The 21,025-nt window shown below is 70.2% G+C and carries 14 protein-coding genes; 4 read left to right on the top strand and 10 right to left on the bottom strand.

From position 1 onward, the window contains the following. From dnaJ to lepA, 5 genes are all read right to left on the bottom strand, one after another. A complete protein-coding gene (gene dnaJ / locus MRBLMI1x_RS12730; protein WP_018186621.1) occupies nt 1-1,119 on the bottom strand; it encodes a molecular chaperone DnaJ in 1,119 nt (372 codons plus the stop codon). 31 nt (nt 1,120-1,150) lie between these two features. Continuing rightward, the gene (gene hrcA, locus MRBLMI1x_RS12735) at nt 1,151-2,185 is read right to left on the bottom strand and encodes a heat-inducible transcriptional repressor HrcA (protein ID WP_018186620.1); all 1,035 of its coding nucleotides are present in this window, start codon (nt 2,183-2,185) and stop codon (nt 1,151-1,153) included. Between the two features lie 70 nt (nt 2,186-2,255). Next, the gene (gene hemW, locus MRBLMI1x_RS12740) at nt 2,256-3,473 is read right to left on the bottom strand and encodes a radical SAM family heme chaperone HemW (RefSeq protein ID WP_363459162.1); all 1,218 of its coding nucleotides are present in this window, start codon (nt 3,471-3,473) and stop codon (nt 2,256-2,258) included. Further along, entirely contained in the window at nt 3,473-4,123 is a 651-nt protein-coding gene (locus MRBLMI1x_RS12745; protein WP_363459164.1) for a DUF1990 family protein, read from the bottom strand. The genes hemW and MRBLMI1x_RS12745 overlap by 1 nt, the downstream gene beginning before the upstream one ends. Nucleotides 4,124-4,132: 9 nt before the next feature. Continuing rightward, nucleotides 4,133-5,983 carry a translation elongation factor 4 gene (gene lepA / locus MRBLMI1x_RS12750; protein ID WP_018186617.1) on the bottom strand — a complete coding sequence of 617 codons (1,851 nt, stop codon included), beginning with the start codon at nt 5,981-5,983 and terminating at the stop codon, nt 4,133-4,135. A 235-nt stretch (nt 5,984-6,218) separates the two neighbouring features. Between lepA and MRBLMI1x_RS12755 the strand changes: the two genes are divergently transcribed. The 3 genes from MRBLMI1x_RS12755 to rpsT all read left to right on the top strand — a co-directional run bounded on the left by MRBLMI1x_RS12755 (nt 6,219) and on the right by rpsT (nt 12,128). Beyond that, a complete protein-coding gene (locus MRBLMI1x_RS12755) occupies nt 6,219-10,922 on the top strand; it encodes an ExeM/NucH family extracellular endonuclease (RefSeq protein ID WP_363459416.1) in 4,704 nt (1,567 codons plus the stop codon). Nucleotides 10,923-11,006: 84 nt separating this feature from the next. Further along, on the top strand, nt 11,007-11,741 hold the full coding sequence (locus tag MRBLMI1x_RS12760; RefSeq protein WP_018186615.1) for an alpha/beta fold hydrolase: 735 nt from the start codon (nt 11,007-11,009) through the stop codon (nt 11,739-11,741). Between the two features lie 126 nt (nt 11,742-11,867). Further along, on the top strand, nt 11,868-12,128 hold the full coding sequence (gene rpsT, locus MRBLMI1x_RS12765) for a 30S ribosomal protein S20 (protein WP_018186614.1): 261 nt from the start codon (nt 11,868-11,870) through the stop codon (nt 12,126-12,128). 73 nt (nt 12,129-12,201) lie between these two features. Here the strand turns inward: rpsT and holA are convergent, their stop codons facing one another. The 5 genes from holA to MRBLMI1x_RS12790 all read right to left on the bottom strand — a co-directional run bounded on the left by holA (nt 12,202) and on the right by MRBLMI1x_RS12790 (nt 20,311). Beyond that, nucleotides 12,202-13,236, bottom strand: coding sequence for a DNA polymerase III subunit delta (gene holA / locus MRBLMI1x_RS12770; RefSeq protein ID WP_018186613.1), 1,035 nt, complete (start codon nt 13,234-13,236; stop codon nt 12,202-12,204). A 154-nt stretch (nt 13,237-13,390) separates the two neighbouring features. Beyond that, the gene (locus tag MRBLMI1x_RS12775) at nt 13,391-15,694 is read right to left on the bottom strand and encodes a ComEC/Rec2 family competence protein (protein ID WP_363459168.1); all 2,304 of its coding nucleotides are present in this window, start codon (nt 15,692-15,694) and stop codon (nt 13,391-13,393) included. Next, entirely contained in the window at nt 15,691-16,281 is a 591-nt protein-coding gene (locus tag MRBLMI1x_RS12780; RefSeq protein WP_363459170.1) for a ComEA family DNA-binding protein, read from the bottom strand. The genes MRBLMI1x_RS12775 and MRBLMI1x_RS12780 overlap by 4 nt, the downstream gene beginning before the upstream one ends. 92 nt (nt 16,282-16,373) lie before the next feature. Then, entirely contained in the window at nt 16,374-18,953 is a 2,580-nt protein-coding gene (gene leuS, locus MRBLMI1x_RS12785) for a leucine--tRNA ligase (protein WP_363459172.1), read from the bottom strand. Nucleotides 18,954-19,021: 68 nt separating this feature from the next. After that, entirely contained in the window at nt 19,022-20,311 is a 1,290-nt protein-coding gene (locus MRBLMI1x_RS12790; protein WP_363459174.1) for an anthranilate synthase component I family protein, read from the bottom strand. A 33-nt stretch (nt 20,312-20,344) separates the two neighbouring features. Between MRBLMI1x_RS12790 and MRBLMI1x_RS12795 the strand changes: the two genes are divergently transcribed. Continuing rightward, on the top strand, nt 20,345-21,022 hold the full coding sequence (locus MRBLMI1x_RS12795; RefSeq protein ID WP_363459176.1) for a DedA family protein: 678 nt from the start codon (nt 20,345-20,347) through the stop codon (nt 21,020-21,022). The last annotated feature ends 3 nt before the right edge of the window (nt 21,023-21,025 follow it).

Below are 21,025 nucleotides of genomic sequence, written 5' to 3' on the forward strand. Positions count from 1 at the left end.
TCAGCGCTTGAACTTGCCGCGGAGCTTGGAGAACAGACCCGGGTGGAACTCCGCCAGATGAGGCGGGGCCGGACGCATCCGCTTCGCGAGCTCCTGCACGAGCGCCCGCGACTTCGGGTCGAGGTGCGAAGGCGTGACGACCTGCACGCCGACCCGGAGGTCGCCGCGCTGGTCGCCTCGGAGAGGCGTGATCCCCCGACCGCGGATGGTGAGCTCGTCGCCCGCCTGGACCCCGGAGCGGATGTCGAGGTCGACGGATCCGTCGAGGGACTCGATGGTCACACTCGTTCCCAGGATGGCATCGACCATCGAGACCTCGAGGGTCGCGAGTAGGTCGTCGCCGTCGCGGCTGAAGACGTCGTGCGGGGCGACGGTGACCTCGAGGTACAGGTCGCCGTTCGGGCCGCCGGCGGGACCGACCTCGCCGGACCCGGGGAGCTGGAGTCGAAGACCGGTCTCGACGCCGGCCGGGATGTCGATCGACACGGTGCGACGTGCACGCACACGGCCCTGGCCCTGACAGGTGGAGCAGGGGTACGGGATGGTCGTGCCGTAGCCCTGGCACGTGGTGCAGGGCTGCGAGGTGACGACGTTGCCGAGGAGGCTCCGGACCGTCCGCTGGATCTGGCCCGATCCGTGGCAGATGTCGCAGGTGACCGGCTGGGTGCCCGGCTGGCAGCACGAGCCCTGGCAGGTCTCGCAGAGGACCGCGGTGTCGACCTCGATGTCGCGGTGGACGCCGAAGACGACGTCGCCGAGGTCGAGGTCGACGCGTACGAGCGCATCCTGGCCCCGCTCGCGGCGTGACCGCGGACGGCCGGCGCGGGTTCCGCCGCCACCGCCGAAGAAGCTCTCGAAGATGTCGCTGAAACCGCCGAAGCCGGCACCTGCACCGGCTCCGCCGAAGCCGCCTCCGTCGCCGCCCATGTCGTAACGCTGGCGCTGGTCGGGGTCGCTCAACACGTCGTAGGCGTGCGTCACGAGCTTGAACTGCTCGGAGGCATCCTCCCCCGGGTTCACGTCCGGGTGCAGCTGGCGCGCCAGACGCCGGTAAGCCTTCTTGATCTCCTCAGGGCTCGCGTCGCGCGCGACACCCAGGACCTCGTAGTGGTCAGCCACAATCACCTCTCCGGCCCGCGGGCCGATTCGTTCAGCGCGACGTCTCGTCTTCTTCGAGCAACCGCGTCAGATAGTGCGCGACGGCGCGGACCGCCGCGAGATTCGTGGGGTAGTCCATGCGTGTGGGACCCAGCACGCCGACGCGGGCGTGGGACCCGCCGGCGTCGTAGTCGCCCGCGACGATGGATGCCTCGGACAGCCCGAACGGTTCGTTCTCGCGCCCGATGCTGGTCGCCAGCCCGCGGTCGTCGGCGACCATCTCCCCCATGAGCCGCAGCAGCGTCACCTGCTCCTCGATCGCCTCGAGGAGCGGGTAGATGCTGCCGCGGAAGTCGGATTCCCGGCGGGCGAGGGTCGCGGACCCCGCCATGACCATGCGGTCCTGGCGGAACTCGTCGAGCTCCTCGCCGATCGCGCGCAGTACGACGCGGCGGTTCTCCTCGCGCGGGACCGGGGTCTCGTCCTCGAGGATGCGCGCGATCGCCGCCGCGCCGTCTCGGACGCTCTTGCCCGTGAGCAGCGACGCCATCGCGAGCTTGAGCTGCGCGGCCTCGTCGGCTGACGGCTCGGACGACAGGAGCACGACGCGCTGCGACACTCGGCCGGTGTCGGTCACGACGATGATGACGATCCGCGGCCCGCCGAGGTGCACGACCTCGACGTGCGAGACGTTCGCCCGCGCGAAGGACGGATACTGCACGATCGCGACCTGACCGGTCAGACGCGTCAGGGAGCGGACCGTCCGGACGAGCAGGTCGTCGAGGTCACCGGTGTCCTCGAGGAAGGCGCCGATCGCGGAGCGCTGCGCAGAGGTGAGGGGGCGGACGTCGGCGAGGTGGTCGACGAAGACGCGGTACCCCTTGTCGGTGGGTACACGGCCCGACGACGTGTGGGGCGCGGTGATCAGCTCTTCGTCTTCGAGGAGCGCCATGTCGTTGCGGATGGTTGCCGCGGAGACGCCGAACTGGTGACGGTCGACGATCGCTTTACTGCCGACCGGCTCGCGCGTGTCGACGTAGTCCTGGACGATCGCACGCAACACCTGAAGACCGCGTTCCGAGACCATCACCCCTCCTCCGCTGGCACTCTCGTTCTGGGAGTGCCAATTCTACCGCGCGAGAAGCGATCTGCTCGGATCACTCGGTGAGTGCGCGGACGACGGCGTCGGCCAGCAGCCGTCCGCGACGCGTCAGCACGATGCGTCCCCGCACGGCCGAGGCGCCGTCGACGAGTCCGTCGGCGATGAGGGATGCCACGTTCCGCCGCCCCGCGACGGTCGCCTCGTCGACCGCGACGCCGTCCACGATGCGCGAGCGCAGCAGGATGACCTCGAGGCGGCGGGCCTCGGCATCCGGTCGCTCCCGTCCGGCCGCCGGCGACTCCCCCAGCGCCAGGCGCTGCGCGTACGCGGCGGGGTGCTTGACGTTCCACCAGCGCAGCCCGCCGACGTGGCTGTGGGCACCGGGGCCGTAGCCCCACCAGTCCTGACCCCGCCAGTACGACAGGTTGTGGCGGGAGCGCTGGGCGGGAGTCGTCGACCAGTTCGAGACCTCGTACCAGCCGTAGCCGGCTGCCGCGAGCAGCTCGTCGGCGAGCTCGTACATGTCGGCCTGCAGATCGTCGTCGGGGGCGGGTACCTCGCCGCGGCGGATCTGACGCTCGAGCTTCGTTCCGTCCTCCACGATGAGCGCGTACGCCGAGATGTGATCAGGTGCGAGCGCGATCGCCGTCTCGAGCGAGGTGCGCCAGTCCTCGAGCGACTCCCCCGGTGCGCCGTAGATGAGATCGAGGCTGACCGCGAGCCCGGCCTTCCGCGCCGCCGCGACGGCCGTCGCGATGTTCGCGGGGTCGTGCGTGCGGTCGAGTGCCGCGAGGACGTGCGGCACGGACGACTGCATCCCGATCGAGAACCGTGTGACGCCGGCAGCGGCAAGGGTCTGCGCGACCTCATCGGTCAGCGTGTCGGGGTTCGCCTCGACCGTGACCTCGGCGCCGTCCGCGAGACCGAAGGTTCCCCGGATGCCGTCGAGCATGCGCGCGAGGTCGCCCGGCGGAAGGAGAGTGGGGGTGCCACCGCCGAAGAACACGGTGCGGGCCGGACGCAGGGGTCCCTGTGCGGCGAGGACCTCACGGGACAGCGCGATCTCGTGGAGCACCTCGTCGGCGTAGGCGTCCTGGCGTGCACCGCGCAGCTCGGTCGCGGTGTACGTGTTGAAGTCGCAGTATCCGCAGCGGACCCGGCAGAACGGCACGTGCAGGTAGACGCCGAAGTCGACGGCGGGATCCACCGGCACGTCGTGCGGCAGCGCGCCGTCGGCGGGTGCGGGATCGCCGAGGGGAAGAGCAGAGCCCATCAGGAACCGGTGGCGTACATGGGCGACATCGCCTGCAGGTACCCCTGGAACAGCGCACGACGACGACGCTTCACGAGGGGATGCCACAGGCGGTAGAGCACGCCGGTCGGCTTGTCGAAGGCGCGGACCGTGAACCACACCTCGTCGTCGTCCCGCCACTCGAGCAGGAACGACTCCTCGCCGCTGACGACCGAGCCGCCGACGGTGCCGAGCGAGAACCCGACCCGCCGCGGCTCGTCGATCAGCGAGATGACGCGGAGCTCGGCATCCGCCCTCATCCCACCGACCCGGCCATGGACGTGCGCGGTCGTGCCGGCGCCGACGAACGGCGTGCCGTCCGCATCGAAGCGCTGCTCATCGTCCAGCCTGCTCGGCTGGACGGCGTTGCCGTCGGCGTCGAACCCGACACCCGAGTACATGGGTCCGGATGCCGGGCGCACATCTTCGACGCGCAATCCCGCACCTCGCTGGGCACCCCACCCGAGGAGCTGCTCGGTCGAGGTGACGAAGCGGCTCTCGCCGCTGCCGAGACGCCACGACGCCTCCGCCGGGGTCGTACCCTTCGGCGGATAGCCCATGAGGTCGGGGGCCTGCGTGGCCCCGACGGCGGCGTAGTCGACGGTTCCTGCCTGGAAACTCCCGCGGCGCATCGTGTCAGCCTACTTCTTGTCCTTGCCCTCGACATCGCCCGAGAGGGCGGCGATGAACGCCTCCTGGGGGACCTCGACGCGGCCGACCATCTTCATGCGCTTCTTGCCCTCTTTCTGCTTCTCGAGCAGCTTGCGCTTACGACTGATGTCACCGCCGTAGCACTTGGCGAGGACGTCCTTGCGGATCGCGCTGATGTTCTCGCGGGCGATGATCCGGGCACCGATGGCGGCCTGGATCGGCACCTCGAACTGCTGGCGCGGGATGAGCTTGCGCAGACGCTCGGTCATCAGCGTGCCGTAGGCGTAGGCCTTCTCGCGGTGCACGATCGAGCTGAACGCGTCGACCTTCTCACCCTGCAGGAGGATGTCGACCTTCACGAGGTCGGCGGTCTGCGAGCCCGCCGGCTCGTAGTCGAGGCTCGCATATCCCTGCGTCTTCGACTTCAGGTGGTCGAAGAAGTCGAACACGATCTCGCCGAGCGGCATGTTGTAGCGGAGCTCGACGCGGTCCTCGCTGAGGTAGTCCATGCCGAGGAGCGTGCCGCGACGCGACTGGCAGAGCTCCATGACCGTGCCGACGTAGTCCTTCGGCAACAGGATGCCGACCTTGACCACCGGCTCGGACACCTCGGCGACGCGGCCGTCCGGGTACTCGGACGGGTTCGTCACCGTGACCGTCTCGTTGGTGTCGGTCGTGACCGTGTAGGTCACCGAGGGCGCCGTGGTGATGAGATCGAGGTCGAACTCCCGCGAGAGGCGCTCGGTGATGATCTCGAGGTGCAGCAGTCCGAGGAACCCGCAGCGGAAGCCGAAGCCGAGGGCCACGGAGGTCTCGGGCTCGTACTGCAGCGAGGCGTCAGAGAGCTTCAGCTTGTCGAGTGCCTCGCGGAGCACGGCGTAATCGCTGCCGTCGATCGGGTAGATCCCCGAGAACACCATCGGCTTCGGGTCGGTGTAGCCGGCAAGCGCGTCGGTCGCGGGCTTGCGGTGGTTCGTGATCGTGTCGCCGACCTTGGACTGGCGGACATCCTTCACGCCCGTGATCAGGTAACCGACCTCGCCGACGCCCAATCCCTTGGTGGGGACCGGCTCCGGGCTCGACACACCGATCTCGAGGAGGTCGTGAGCGGCGCGCGTCGACATCATCTGGATCCGCTCCCGCGGCTCGAGCTTGCCGTCGATCATCCGGACGTAGGTGACGACGCCGCGGTAGGCGTCGTAGACCGAGTCGAAGATCATGGCCCGGGCCGGCGCGTCGGCGTCGCCTTTCGGTGCCGGGATGCGCTCGACGATGCGGTCGAGCAGCTCCTCGACACCGATGCCCGTTTTTCCGCTGACCTTGAGCACGTCCGCGGGGTCGCCGCCGATGAGGTTCGCGAGCTCAGCCGCGTACTTCTCCGGGTCGGCAGCGGGCAGGTCGATCTTGTTGAGGACCGGGATGATCTCGAGGTCGTTCTCGAGCGCCAGGTACAGGTTCGCGAGCGTCTGCGCTTCGATGCCCTGCGCCGCGTCGACGAGGAGGATCGCTCCCTCGCACGCGGCGAGCGACCGGCTGACCTCGTACGTGAAGTCGACGTGACCGGGGGTGTCGATCATGTTGAGCGCGAACGTGCCCGCATCGGTGGCCCACGGCATCCGGACCGCCTGGCTCTTGATCGTGATGCCGCGCTCGCGCTCGATGTCCATGCGATCGAGGTATTGGGCGCGCATGTCGCGGTCCGAGACCACGCCGGTGATCTGCAGCATGCGGTCGGCCAGCGTGGACTTGCCGTGGTCGATGTGGGCGATGATGCAGAAGTTGCGAAGCTGCGCGGGCGGCGTGGCCGCGGGCTGCAGGGGCGTGAGTGCGCGGGGTGACATGACCAGGCGAGTCTACCGGCGACCGGCTGCGCAGCGTCCCGGCCGACCGGGCACAATAACCGCTCGTCTCATCGACACGCCAGCGCACCGACGCATGAGAAAGAGTTAACCGATCTGACCCTTGCGAGGGGCGCACCACCGCCCGAATGCTCAGTGTGGCGGTCGGTTCCTGCGCGATAAGCCCCGCGCCCGCGCCGCCTCGGGAGAACCCACCGTGTCGCACCCACCTGCCCCCGTGCCCGCCGCGCATCCGGTTCTCCGCCGGACCTGCGCCCTGCTGACGGCCGCGACCGTGACGGTCGGAGGGCTCGCCCTCGCTCCGTCGGTCGCCACCGCCGCCGTGTCGGCCGATTCGCCCATCGTGATCTCCGAGGTCTACGGCGGCGGCGGCAACAGCGGCGCCGCGTTCAACCGCGACTTCATCGAACTCGCCAACACCGGTGACGAGACCGTCGATCTGAGCGGCTACAGCGTCCAGTACGCCTCCGCCACCGGCGGCTCGTGGCAGGTGACGAAGCTCGGCGACGTCGACCTGCCCGCCGGCGCGAACCTGCTGATCGGCGAGGCGCCGGGCAGCAACACCTCCCTCCCCGGCTTCGACGCCGATGTCGAGGGCACCATCGCGATGAGCGGCAGCGGAGCCAAGGTCGCCCTCGTCGCGAACGACACCGCGCTGACGGGCAGCACCGGCATCGCCACCCTCGACCAGGTCGTCGACCTCGTCGGGTGGGGAACGACGGCCACGGCTTTCGCCGGTTCGGCGCCCGCCCCCGGGACCGCCAACGCCACGAGCGTCTCGCGCGACGACGAGAACTCGAACACCGCCGACAACGCCGCGGACTTCACGGCCGGCGCCCCCACCCCCACCGGTCTCGGCGCCGATGTCGACCCCGAGCCCGAGCCCGAGCCGCAGGCGGCGACGATCGCAGAGATCCAGGGCACGACGGATGCCTCGCCCCTGGCCGGCCGCACCGTCACCACGACCGGGGTCGTCACGGCCCACTACCCCACCGGCGGATACAACGGCTACGTCATCCAGACGGCCGGCACCGGCGGCGCGCTGGACCTCGCCGCGCACACGGCCTCCGACGCCGTCTTCGTCTACGCGCCCGGAGCGACCGGCGAGGTCGCCCTCGGCGACACCGTGACGGTCACCGGCGTCGTTTCGGAGTTCAACGGCCTCACCGAACTCACCGTCAAGGCGGGAGCCGCGAAGGTCGTCGCCGATGCCGAGGCGCCGACGCCCGCCACCGTCGAATGGCCGAAGACGGTCGCACAGCGCGAGTCGCTCGAGTCGATGCTGGTCGCGCCCCAGGGCGACTTCACCGTCAGCGACACCTACAGCACCAACCGTTTCGGCGAGGTGGGCCTCGCAGCCGGGTCGGAGCCGCTGCGCCAGCCGACGGACGCGGCGCGTCCCGGTTCGGACGCGGCCGCCGCGGTCGCCGCGGACAACGCGGCTCGCGGCGTGCGTCTCGACGATGGAGCCGGGCTCGACTACACGTCGGCCGCGAACCAGGCGCTGACGCCCGCGTACGTCTCGCTCACCGAGCCGATCACGGTCGGCGCGGGGGTCACCTTCACGGAACCGCTCATCGTCGACTACCGCAATGACTCGTGGAAGCTGAACCCGACTCAGCCGCTCGTCGGCGACGGCACGGGCACGGATGAGGTCGTCTTCGAGAACGTCCGAACCGACGCACCCGCCGAGGTGAGCGGAGACCTCTCGATCGCCTCGTTCAACGTCCTCAACTACTTCACGACGCTCGGGACCGACACCGCGAGCTGCGAGGCCTACACCGACCGTTTCGGCGACGGTGTGACCGTCCGAGACGGCTGCGCCCAGCGCGGAGCGTGGGATGCCGCCGACCTCGCACGCCAGCAGGCGAAGCTCGTCGAGGCCATCACCTCGGTGGACGCCGGCGTCGTCGGCCTCATGGAGATCGAGAACTCGGCCGCGCTCGGCGAGAAGACCGATGAGGCCACGGCGACCCTCGTCGCCGCGCTCAACGCGAAGGCAGGCGCCGGCACGTGGGCGTTCGTGCCCTCCTCGACGGACCTGCCCCCGGCATCCGAGCAGGACGTCATCACGAACGCGATCATCTACCAGCCCGCGCGCGTCTCCCCCGTCGGCGCGTCCCGCGCCCTCGGCGACCAGAGCGCGGACGGCGAGGCCTTCGGCAACGCGCGCGAGCCCATCGCCCAGGTGTTCGAGCCCGCCGCTGGCGGCGACCCGTTCCTGTTCGTCGTGAACCACTTCAAGTCGAAGGGCTCCGCTGGCCCGTGGCCGGGCGACGCCGACACCGGCGACGGGCAGGGTTCGTCGAACGAGTCGCGGGTCCGTCAGGCGACCGCCCTCCGCGACTGGGTCGCGAAGATCCAGGGCGATGTCGACGCCGTCGCCCTCGCAGGCGACTTCAACTCCTACAGCCAGGAGGACCCGCTCGAGGTTCTGTACGACGCCGGCTACGCGGATGCCGAGCAGGCGTTCGACGTCGACTCGTCGTCCTACAGCTTCTCGGGGCTGTCCGGTTCGCTCGACCACATCCTCCTGAACAAGCCGGCTCTCGCCCGCTCCACGGATGCGGACATCTGGAACATCAACTCGGGCGAGTCCATCGCGCTGGAGTACAGCCGGTTCCGCACGCACGGCACGGAGTTCTACTCCGCGGACCCGTACCGCTCGAGCGACCACGACCCCGTGATCGTCGGGATGAAGGCGAAGGCCGCTCCCGTCCAGCTGACCCTCCTCGGCATCAACGACTTCCACGGGCGCATCGACGGCAACACCGTCGCATTCGCGGGAACCGTCGAGGAGCTGCGCAAGGCGGCATCCGGTCCGACCCTGTTCCTGTCCGCAGGTGACAACATCGGTGCGTCGCTGTTCGCCTCATCGGTGGCGAAGGACGAGCCGACCATCGACGTCCTGAACGCCATGGGTCTGCAGGCGAGCGCCGTCGGCAACCACGAGTTCGACCGCGGGTTCGACGACCTGTCGGGCCGCGTGTCCGACGCGTTCGACGCACCGCAGCTCGGGGCCAACGTCTACAAGAAGGGCACGACGACCCCCGCGCTCGACGAGTACACGCTGCTCGAGGCGGACGGCCTCACGGTCGGTGTCGTCGGCGCCGTCACCGAGGAGACCCCGACGCTCGTGACGCCGACCGGCATCGAGTCCGTCGACTTCGGCGATCCGGTCGAGGCGGTCAACCGCGTCGCCGCTCAGCTGAGCGACGGCGACGAGTCCAACGGTGAGGCCGACGTCATCGTCGCGATGTACCACGAGGGGGCCGGCGCGGGCACGCCCGACGGCGCGACCCTCGACGAGGAGGTAGCCGCCGGCGGCGCCTTCGGTGCGATCATCAACGACACGTCCGCCGACGTCGATGCGATCTTCACCGGCCACACGCACAAGGAATACGCCTGGTCGGCGCCGATCCCCGGCACGGACCGCACCCGTCCGGTCGTCCAGACCGGCTCGTACGGCGCCAAGATCGGCGAGATCACGCTGACACTGGATGCCGCCACGGGTGAGGTCTCGACGCACACCGAGCGCAACGTCGCCCGCACGACGACGCCCGCTGCGGACCTCGTCGCCGCGTACCCCCGAGTGGCGGAGGTCGCCCGCATCACGAAGGCGGCCACGGACAACGCCGCTGCCGTCGGCAACACCGAGGTCGGCCAGGTCGCCGGCGACATCACGACGGCCTTCAGCGGCGGATCGTACGTCGACGGCGTCTACACCGGGGGTTCGCGCGACAACCGCGCCGCCGAGTCGACGCTCGGCAACACCGTCGCGAACATGCTGCGCGACAGCCTGGCCGACCTGCCGAACGGCGCTGTGATCGGCGTGACGAACCCGGGCGGCCTCCGCGCGGACCTGTTCGACACGCAGGCCGAGTTCGGTGCCGGCGCCGTGGCGGGTCTCGTGGACGGGTCGATCTCGTTCAGCCAGGCCAACGCGGTGCTGCCGTTCAACAACACGCTGGCCCTCGTCACCCTCACGGGTGAGGAGTTCACCCAGATGCTCGAGCAGCAGTGGCAGCGGGATGCGGCGGGCAACGTCCCGCAGCGGCCGTACCTGCAGCTGGGCCTCTCGGACAACGTGTCGTACACCTACGACCCGGCGCTCCCCGAGGGGCAGCGCATCACCTCGGTGACGGTCGACGGCAAGGCGATCGACCCGGCCGGGACGTACCGCATCGGCACGTTCTCGTTCCTGGCGGCCGGCGGCGACAACTTCCGCGCCTTCACGGAGGGTGACGACTACGTCGACACGGGCCTCCTCGACTACGAGGCATGGGTGGACTACATCGCCGACGGCTCCCCCGTCGCCCCGTCGTTCGCCAAGCACGGCGTGCAGGTGTCGGGCGTTCCCGAGACCGTCGCCGCGGGTGACACGGTGACCTTCCAGGTGGCGGGCATGGACCTGACCAGCAAGGGCGCTCCGGCCAACACCGAGGTGACGGTGCGCCTGGGCGAGCAGGTGCTCGGCACTGCGCCGGTGACCGGTGGCGCGGCATCCGTCAGTGTCACGCTGCCGGCGGGAACCCCCGCGGGCACGGCGCAGCTCACCGTCACGGCGGCGCCCAGCGGCACGGTCGCCCAGGTGCCCGTCACGGTCGAGGAGGCGGCCGAGCCCGCGGCGACGACGCGTACGTCGCTCCTCGCGCTCCCGCCGGTGCACATCAACCGGATCCTGCCGTCGACCCTCGTCGCCATCGTCCTGCAGGACGGTGGGCGCGCGGAGGGCGTCGTGGAGTTCCGGGAAGGCGACCGCGTCATCGCGACCTCGGAGGTCCGCCGAGGTGTCGCGACGACCACCCTCGGACGGCTCTCCAAGGGCGCGCACACGTACACCGCGACCTTCGTGCCCGACGACCCGAAGGTCGCTGCGGGATCGGTGAGCAACCGGGCGACGGTCCGCGTTCTGTTCTGACGCCGCCATCGGCGGAACGGGGGCGGGTCTTCGGATCCGCCCCCGTTCCCCGTTTGCGCGGTCGCTGCTTCGTAGGCTGGAGGCATGACGCCTCAGGTGGTGTTCGTCCACGGCATCCGGACCTCGGCGACGATGTGGCGCGCGCAGGTCGAGCACTTGACCGCGGCGGGCATCGGCGCGCACGCCCTTGACCTGCCCGGGCACGGCACCCGCATGAGCGAGACCTTCACGCTGGACGGGGCATTCGAGACGATCGACGCCGCGGTGACGGATGCCGCGGCTCGCGGCCCCGTGCTCCTGGTCGCCCACTCGATGGGTGGACTCGTCTCCATCGAGTACATGGGCCGCGAGGATCCTCCCCCGGTCGAGGCGTTCATTCCGGCGGGGTGCACGTCGATCCCGCGCGGCGCGGGCCTCACGATGTACCGGACGCTGGCGCGGGGATTCGATCGTCTCCCCCGGCGTGGTCAGCCGCTCACCGACATGGTGTTGGATCGCACGCTCCCGCCCGAGACACGCGCCGACTTCGCGGCGGGCGGGTACGCGTACGACGCGCAGGACACCGCGCTCCGGAGCCTGTCGGTCCTCGATCTCGTGTCCGCGCTGAAACGCATCTCGGTGCCGATGTGGTTCGTCAACGGGCAGTGGGACCAACTTCGTCTGAACGAGCGGCTCTTCACCGCTCTGAAGCCCGAGGCCGAGCTCATCGTCGTGCCCCGGACATCCCATCTGGTCACCGCCATGCGGCCTCGGGTGTTCAATGCGGTCATCGACCTCGCCCTCGCGACGATGGCGCAGGAGCGGCCGACTTCGGGATGAGCCTCCCACCTGATAAGATCTGTTTTTGGCTTGCGTGTGGGTTCCTCCCTCACACGACCGCTGAGTGACAGCCCTCTTCTGTCGCCGGCACATCCACCTGTACCTCGAACGAAAGATACGTCGAACGTGGCGAACATCAAGTCGCAGATCAAGCGCAACAAGACCAACGAGAAGGCCCGCGAGCGGAACAAGGCCGTCAAGAGCGAGCTGCGGACCGTCGTCCGTCAGACCCGCGCGGCCATCACCGCCGGCGACAAGGCCGCTGCCGAGAAGGCTCTGGTGAAGGCGACCAAGAAGCTCGACAAGGCCGTCAGCAAGGGCGTCATCCACGAGAACCAGGCGGCGAACCGCAAGTCCTCGATCGCGAAGCAGGTCGCTGCTCTCTGAGCCGCGAACGCCGAGCTACGACGAAGGCCCGTCCCGAAAGGGATGGGCCTTCGTCGTTTGCGGCTGACGTGCCTCAGGCGCCGTACGGGGCTCGGGTCGCCACGACCGTGACGAGGCGCTCGACCGCGAACACAGCATCGCGGGACGCGCCTTTGACCTCGGCATCCGCTCGGGCGGCAGCCTGGATCGCGATGCCGAGCGAAGACTCGGTCCAGCCGGCGAGGTCGCGGCGGGCACGGTCGACCTGCCAGTCCTTCATGCCGATGCGCGCGGCGAGGGCGCCGGAGGGCTCGCGGGTGCCGGCGACGCGCGCCATGGTGCGGAGCTTCGAGGCGATCGCCGCGACCATGGGCACGGGGTCCGCCCCGGAGGCGAGCGCGTGGCGGAGGGTGACGAGGGCGTCGCCGTAGCGTCCGGCGATGGCGGTGTCGGCGACGGCGAACGCGGTCGTCTCGACGCGGCCGCCGTAGTAACGGGTGACGACCTGCTCGGTGATGTCGCCCTCGACGTCGGAGATGAGCTGCTGGCACGCGGCCGCGAGCTCGGTGAGGTCGTCGGCGAAGGCCGAGACGAGGGCGCGGAGCGCGGGCGGGGCGATGCGGCGTTTGGCGGCCTGGAACTCGCCCGCCGCGAAGTCGAAGCGGTCGGAGTCACGCTTGACCGCGGGGCAGGCGATCTCGATGCCGCCGCCGGCGCCCGAACGGATCGTGTCGAGGAGCTTCTTGCCGCGAACGCTCGCGCCGGTGTGGCGGAGCACGATCGTCGCGCCCTCCTGCGGCGCTTCGAGGTAGCGGATCGCCTCTGTCAGGAACGCGTCGGAGCATTTCTCGACACCCGAGACGCGGACGAGGCGCGGCTCGCCGAACAGCGAGGGTGATGACACCGCGAAGAGGGTGCCCGGCGCGTAGTCGTCGGCGCGAATGTCGGTGACTTCGAGGCTCGGATCCTCGGCGCGCAGGTATTCACGGATGCCGGCGGTCGCCCGCTCGGCGCAGATCTCCTCGGGCCCCGAGACGAGGACGACGGGCGCGGGCTGCGGCGCACGCCAGGAGATCTGCGGGATCGCCGACTTCGCCGTCTTCGCGGCAGGACGACGGGGGCTCGGCATGGGTCCAGCCTACCGAGGGGCGCCGACGCCTCGCCGTCGTGGCAGGACGATTCGGGACAGCGCCCACACAGCCGCGACCGCCGCGAGGAGCATCGCGCAGAGAGGTGAGCGAAAGGGCCGTGCGGGTGGGAGGCATCCGGTCAGCCTACGAGGGTCAGCCGTCTTCCCCGCGGGACCGCCACAGCCGGATCCCGTCACCGTCGCCCCAAAGAGCGACGTCACCGGACCTGTCGGTGCGGGCGATGATCGCGTGCTCCTCGCGGAGGAGGTCGAGGATCTCGTCCCGTGGGTGGCCGTAGGTGTTCTCTCCGACGGTCACGAGGGCGACGGCCGCGTCGAGCCCTTCATAGAGGCTGTGGTCCTGATCGGCGCTGCCGTGGTGCGCGACTTTGACCACCGAATAGGTGCGGTCGATCGCGTGGGAAGCGAGCAGGGATCGTTGCGGCTGCGCCGACAGGTCGCCGAGGAAGATGGCGTCGGGGACGCGGCATCCGGTGACGTCGATGACGACGCTCGCGTCGTTCCCGGAGGGATAGACCGGGTCGCGCGGCTTGGGCCACAGGGCGCGCCAGCGGCACTCCCCCAGGGCTCCGCTCTGGCCGGCGGACACCTCGAGCGCACGCGCACCGGCCACCGTGAAGCGGGCGATCACGGTGGCCGCTTCAGGATCGGGGATCGGACCGTGCAGGACGAGGTCGGCGCGGCCGACCATGACGTCTGCACCGCCGCGGTGATCCATGTCGAAATGCGTCAAGACGAGGACGTCGACACGGTCGATCGCGAATCGATCGAGGCACGCGCGGAGGGGCGCCGGCTCTGGCCCCGTGTCCATGAGCATGACCGCGTCGCCGGACCGGACGAGGACGGCGTCGCCCTGGCCGACGTCGCACGCGACGATCGCCCACTCGTCCGGGGCACGGGTGCGGTCGATGAGGGTCCGGAACGGCCCCGCCCCCAGCACGACGACGACGATCGCGACGAGCGCCCACCCCGCCCACCGCCGCAACCGATGCCGACGCGCCACGAGCACGATGCCGATCGCGGCTCCTGTCGCGGCGAGGGCGATGAGACCCGGCATCCCTTCCAGCCATCCGATGGATGCCCCGGGCAGCCGCGCGGACACGTCCGCCGTCCCCGCGATCCAGGCGGCGGGCAGCCACGCGATCGCCGCGAGCCCCTGCGCGAGGACGGGAAATGGCAGCGCGAGGCATGCCAGCAGCCCGAGGACGGTCGCGGCGGGCGCCGCGGGTCCTGCGAGCAGGTTCGCAAGCACGCCGACGAGAGGCACGGTCGGCTCGATCAGCACGAGCAGCGGGCCGCAGGCGAGCTGAGCCGCGAGCGGCACGGAGAGGGCGAGCGCGAGGGGCGCCGGCATCCATCGCGACATCCCGTCGGCGAGCGGCCCGGCGAACAGCAGGAGCGACCCGGTCGCCACCGCCGACAGGGCGAAGCCGAGGGAGGCCGCGAGCCAAGGGTCGAACACCAGCAGCACGCACACCGACGCGGACAGGATGGACATGCCCGCGCCGATGCGTCCCAGCAGGACCCCGAGCATCGCGATCGCCGCCATCGCTCCCGCGCGGACGACGCTGGGCTCGGGTGAGACGAGCACGATGAACGCGATGAGCGTCGCGAGTCCCGCCGTGACGCGAATACCGCGCCGCGCCCCGCAGAGGGCTGCGATGCCGAAGGCGATCCCCACGACGAGCGCGCAGTTCGCCCCGGAGACTGCGGTGAGGTGCGAAAGCGACGATGCTTTCATCTGCTGGTCGAGGTCCTCGGTGACCGCTGACGTGTCGCCGACGGCGAGCCCCGGAACGAGCCCCGCACCTGGGTCGGGGAGGCCGTCGGCCGCGTTCACCAGGCCCGTCCGCAGTTGGGCCGCCGCGGCGAGCGGACCCGTCGGCGGACGCGCGAGCTCGATCGACGACGCCTCGATGACGAGGACTTCCCGGTCCCCGGCATCCGCTCGGAACGCGGTCCCCGTCACGACCGCACGCGCCCCCAGGTCGAGCCCGGGCGGCCTCTCCTGCGCCCGGACGAGGACGGGAGCCGAGACCGGAGTCGTGTCGGGGCCGATCGTGACGGCGCGGGTGATCGCGTCATAGCGGAAACCGGTGGCGGACCGTTCGACCTTGCCGACGACATCGACCTCGAACGTGGCGCTTCGCCCCCCGGTGATCGGCAGGTCTGCGACGGCGTCCCGCGCGGGCTGAGCGAGCGCGACATGGGATGCCGCGCCCGCGGCGACAGCGAAGGCCACCGCGATCAGTGCCGCCGTCGTCGGCCGGGACCCTCGCGCCGCGATCGCCAGAGCAAGGACGGCAACCACCCACAGTGCGACAGCGAGAGCGGTTGCATGCTCGGGGAAGACGATCGCGGCGCCTGCACCGGCCCAGGCCACGAGAGCGACCGGCAGCAACCGAAGGTCTCGACGCCGCGCGGTCCGAACACTCACACCGTCACCAGGTCGCGGATAGACGCGAGCATCTTCTCCCCGATCCCCGGCACCGCCATGAGATCGTCGACGCTGGTGAAGCGGCCGTTCTCCTCGCGCCAGTCGAGGATCCGCTGCGCGATCGCCGGACCCACCCGCGGGAGCGTGTCGAGGGCGGCGAGGTCAGCGGTGTTGAGGTTCACACGACCGACCCCCTCAGGGGCGGTCGAGGCACCGGCATCCGTCTGCTCGGCTCCTTCGGCCGGGATGTGCAGCTGTTCACCGTCGCTCACCGGCCGCGCCAGGTTCACGCCGTCGCGGGAGGCTTTGTCCGAGAACCCGCCCGCGGCAGCGACGGCATCGACGACGCGGGCGCCCTGGTCCAGGCGATAGAGACCGGGGGCGCGGACCTCACCGGAGACGTGGACGTAGACCGCGGCGGGGGCGACCGTCTCGGCGACGGCGTCAGGGACCGTCTCGACGGCGGAGTCGGCGCCGGTGCGGACGATCCCGATTGCGATGGTCACCGCGGCTACCACGACGACCAGGACGATCGCGGCTCCGATCCCCAACCGGCGTCGAGATCCCGGCACCGCCTCCGCACCCATGGGACAATCCTCGCGGCGCGGCACAGCCCCGCTCGGCCCGGCGCACGGCCGGTGGATGGGCAGCGGTCAGCCGACCGCGGTGGAGAAGGCGCTCAGGCGACGGTGAAGCTGACGACCTTCGGCGCGCGTACGACGGCGCGGGTGATCTCCTTGTCGCCGATGGCGCGACGCACCTTCTCGTCGGCCCGGGCGAGCTTCTCGAGCTCGTCGCCCGAGATCTTCGCCGGGACGGTGAGCGTGCCGCGCACCTTGCCGTTGACCTGCACGACCGCCGTCACCGACTCCTCGACGAGGAGCGTGGGGTCGGCCTGACGCCACGGCACGACGCCGACGAACGGCTTGTAGCCGAGGATCTCCCACATCTCCTCCGCGGTGTGCGGGGCGAAGAGGTCGAGGATCATCGCGACGGCCTCGGCGGCCTCGCGGACGGCGGGGTCGGCGGCGCCTGCGCCCGAGTCGATCGTCTTGCGCGTCGCGTTGACGAGCTCCATGAGACGCGCGACCACCACGTTGAACTTCGACTGCTCGACGAGCCCGACGACATCGGCCCACAGGCGGTGGGTCACGCGGCGGAGCGCGGTGTCCCCCTCGGCCCAGACGACGTCCGACGGGCTCGCGACGTCGGTGGCGACGCGCATCGCACGGGCGAGGAACTTCTGAGCGCCGGTCGTCGACACGTCCTCCCAGTTGATGTCGTCCTCGACGGGCCCGGCGAATGCGATAGCGACACGGACGGCATCCGCACCCGGGTCGTCCATGCTCGACGCGAACTCGACGAGGTTGCCCTTCGACTTCGACATCTTCGAGCCGTCGAGCAGGACCATGCCCTGGTTGATCAGGCTCGTGAACGGCTCGGTGAAGTCGACGAGGCCCATGTCGAACAGGACCTTCGTGATGAACCGGGCGTACAGCAGGTGGAGGATCGCGTGCTCGACGCCGCCGATGTACGAGTCGACCGGCGCCCACTTGGATGCCTCGGCCGTCGGGAACGGCTCCGTCGCCCCGTTCGGGGCCAGGAAGCGCAGGAAATACCACGAGCTGTCGACGAACGTGTCCATCGTGTCGGCATCGCGGAGAGCCGGCTCGCCGGTCTCGGGGTCGACCGTCGACATCCACTCCGTGGCGCCGCCCAGCGGCGACGTGCCCTTGGGCTTCAGGTCGAGACCCTTGGCGTCGGGCAGGATGACGGGCAGCTGCTCGTCGGGAACGGGGACGATCCGCCCGTCCTCGGTGTGGATCATCGGGATCGGTGTGCCCCAGAAGCGCTGGCGCGAGATCAGCCAGTCGCGCAGGCGATAGGTCTTCGCGGCGCGACCGGTTCCCGCCGACGTGAGCTCCTCGATCGCGCGGGCGATCGCGTTGCGCTTGGACAGGCCGTTGAGCGACCCGGAGTTGATGAGGCGTCCGTCGCCCGTCAGGGCGGTGCCCGTGCGGGCGGGGTCGATCGACTCGAGGTCATCGCCGATCGGCACGCCGTCCTCGTCGACCTCGATGACCGGGATGGCACCGGTGACCGGAGCGGTCGTGTCGACGACGACCTTGACCGGCAGGCCGAACGCGCGGGCGAAGTCGAGGTCGCGCTGGTCGTGCGCGGGGACGGCCATGACGGCGCCGTGACCGTAATCGGCCAGGACGTAGTCCGCCGCCCAGATCGGCAGACGCTCACCGTTGATCGGGTTGATCGCGAAACGGTCGAGGAACACACCGGTCTTGGGGCGATCGGCGGTCTGGCGCTCGATCTCGCTCGTCTTCTGCACCGTGTCGAGGTAGTTCCGGAAGCGCTGCTGAACCTCGGGCGAGGCGCCGTCGACGAGCTCCGCAGCGAGGTCCGAGTCAGGCGCGACGACCATGAAGGTCGCGCCGTGCAGGGTGTCGGGGCGGGTGGAGAAGACGGTGATCTTCTCGGCGCGCCCCTCGATCTCGAAGTCGATGTCGGCGCCGATGGAGCGGCCGATCCAGTTGCGCTGCATCTGCAGCACCTTGTGGGGCCAGAAGCCCTCGAGCTGGTTCAGGTCATCGAGCAGACGGTCGGCGTACTCGGTGATCTTGAAGTACCACTGCGTCAGCTTCTTCTTGACGACCTCGTACCCGCAGCGCTCGCAGTGTCCGTCGACGACCTGCTCGTTCGCGAGCACGGTCTGGTCGTTGGGGCACCAGTTGACGGCGCTCTGCTTGCGGTAAGCGAGCCCGCGCTCGAACAGGCGCTGGAACAGCCATTGGTTCCAGCGGTAGTACTCGGGGTCGCTCGTGTGGAGCACGCGGCTCCAGTCGTAGGACGACCCGAACGCGCGGAAGCTGACCTTGTGCTGGTCGATGTTGTTGTAGGTCCACTCGCGCGGGTCGGACCCGGCGCCGCCCTTGATCGCGGCGTTCTCGGCGGGCAGGCCGAAGGAGTCCCAGCCGATCGGGTTCAGCACGTTGTAGCCGCGGTGACGCCAGAAGCGTGCGACGGCGTCGACGTAGGCGTAGTTCTCGGCGTGGCCCATGTGCAGGTCGCCCGAGGGGTAGGGGAACATCCCGAGCACGTACTTGCGCGGGCGCGTGTCCTCGTCGCCGCCGGCCTTGAACGGGTCGGACTCCGCCCACCGGGCCTGCCACTTGGCCTGGATGGCGCGCGAGTCGAAACCGGTCTGCTCGGGAGTCGATGCGTCGGAGGAGGTGCTGGAGGACACGGTGAACCAATCGTGCAAAGTCGGGAGGGCGCGCGAAAGCGCCTTTTCAGCCTAGCGGACCAGGACTTTCACCATCCCGGTGGCAGTTCCGCCCCCAGCGCGCGAAGCGGCGCTCGGGCTTTGATCCCCACCTCCGCGACCTCGTCGGCCGCGATCGAGCCCCACGTGATACCGCCGCCGGCACCGACATAGGCCCCGCCCGGATGGGTCACGATCGAGCGGATCACCATGGCGAGGTCGAGTCCCCCGTCCGAGCCGACCCACCCGAAGCACCCCGCGAACACACCGCGCGGCGCGCCCTCCAGCCGGTGGAGGATCTGCATCGCCGAGAGCTTCGGCGCGCCCGTCATGCTCCCGGCCGGGAAAGCGGCATCCCACAGGTCGCCGACCGTCGTCCCCGGGCGCACCCGCCCCGCCACCGTGCTCACGAGCTGGTGCACCGCGGGGTAGGACTCGACCTCGAGCAGTCGCTCCGCCGCGACCGTCCCCGTCTGGCACACGCGCTGCAGGTCATTGCGCATGAGGTCGACGATCATGACGTTCTCGGCCTGCTCCTTCTCACTCCCCCGCAGCTGGGCGGCGAGAGCCGCATCCTCGACGACGTCGACGGAGCGCGGTCGCGTGCCCTTGATGGGGCGCGTGCGGACGATCCCCTCCGAGACCGACAGGAACTGCTCGGGTGACGCACTGACGAGCGCCCACCCGCCGCTGCGGATGAGTCCGCCGTGGTGCGCCGGTGTCGCGGCTCGCAGCCGCAGGTACGTGTCGACCGGGTCGACGGATGCCGCCGTCTCGAACCGCGTGGTGAGGCACAGCTGGTACGCACGCCCCTCCCTGATCTCTTCGCGGCACTGCTCGATGAGGGCGATGTACCCCGCAGGATCGTGCCGGGCGATGACCTCGACCACAGGCGGTTCCGCAGGGCTCGGGGTCTCTCCCGTCGCGATCGCCCGAGCGACCGCCGCGGCCAGCCCGTCGAGGACGTCCTCCGCACCGAAGGCGACCATCCGCCGTGCAGCGTGATCGAACCCCAGCATCCGATCGACGCGGAGCCACACCTCCGCGGGCCCGACGTCGTCCGCTGCAGGCGCGCCGGCCCGACGGGCCGCCGCGTCGTACCCCGACCAGCCGACCCAGCCGCCACGGAAGGGTCCCGCAGCGGCATCCGTCCCACCGGAGAGGCGGACCTCGTGAGGAGGCGACGAGGGGATGCCGGTGCCCACCCAGCTCCACCCGTCGGCGGCGTCGGGACCGGCATCCAACCAGAAGGCGTCCCCGGCATCGCCGACGACCGTCGCGAAGGCGACCGCGGGATCGAGCCAGCCGTCGAGTGCGCGGAAGGCGAGGTCGCTGGGCACCCCCTCAGGGTAGACGGCGGATAATCTGAGGTCGTGAACGAGATCCTCGACTGGCTGCTCGGTACCGTCCAGGCGGTCGACCCGGTCGTGCGCGTCATCGTCGCCGGACTCGCGATGATGCTCGAAACGAGCGTCCTCGTCGGGCTCATCGTCCCCGGCGACACGATCGTCATCGTCGCCGGCACGGCCGTCGACAACCTCGCCGAGGGCACCTGGCTCGTCCTGGCCATTCTCGTCGGATCGCTCATCGGCGAGAGCATCGGATTCGCGCTCGGACGCTGGCTGGGACCGCGCATCCGGTTCTCGCGCGTCGGGAAGCTGATCGGCGAACGCAACTGGATGCGGGCGGAGCTCTATCTGCGTCGACGCGGCGGGCCCGCCATCTTCCTGTCGCGCTTCCTCCCGGTCCTCCACTCCCTCGTCCCGCTCACTGTGGGGATGAGCGGATTCGCGTACCGCAGGTTCCTCGCGTGGACCGTCCCCGCCTGCACGGTCTGGTCGGTCGCGTACGTCTCCGTCGCCGCAGCCGCGGCCGAGGGGTACCGCGAACTCTCCGACAGCCTCCACTACGCGGGCTACCTCTTCGTCGCCGTCATCGCGGCGTTCGTCCTGCTCGTCTACATCGCGAAGCGCGTCATCAGCGCCCGGGAGGCACGCCACCTCGAGCTCGACGATGCGCCGGAGGCTCGGGCCGACGACGTGAAAGACTGAATC

Source organism: Microbacterium sp. LMI1x-1-1.1, assembly GCF_040676205.1.
GTDB lineage: Bacteria > Actinomycetota > Actinomycetes > Actinomycetales > Microbacteriaceae > Microbacterium > Microbacterium aquilitoris.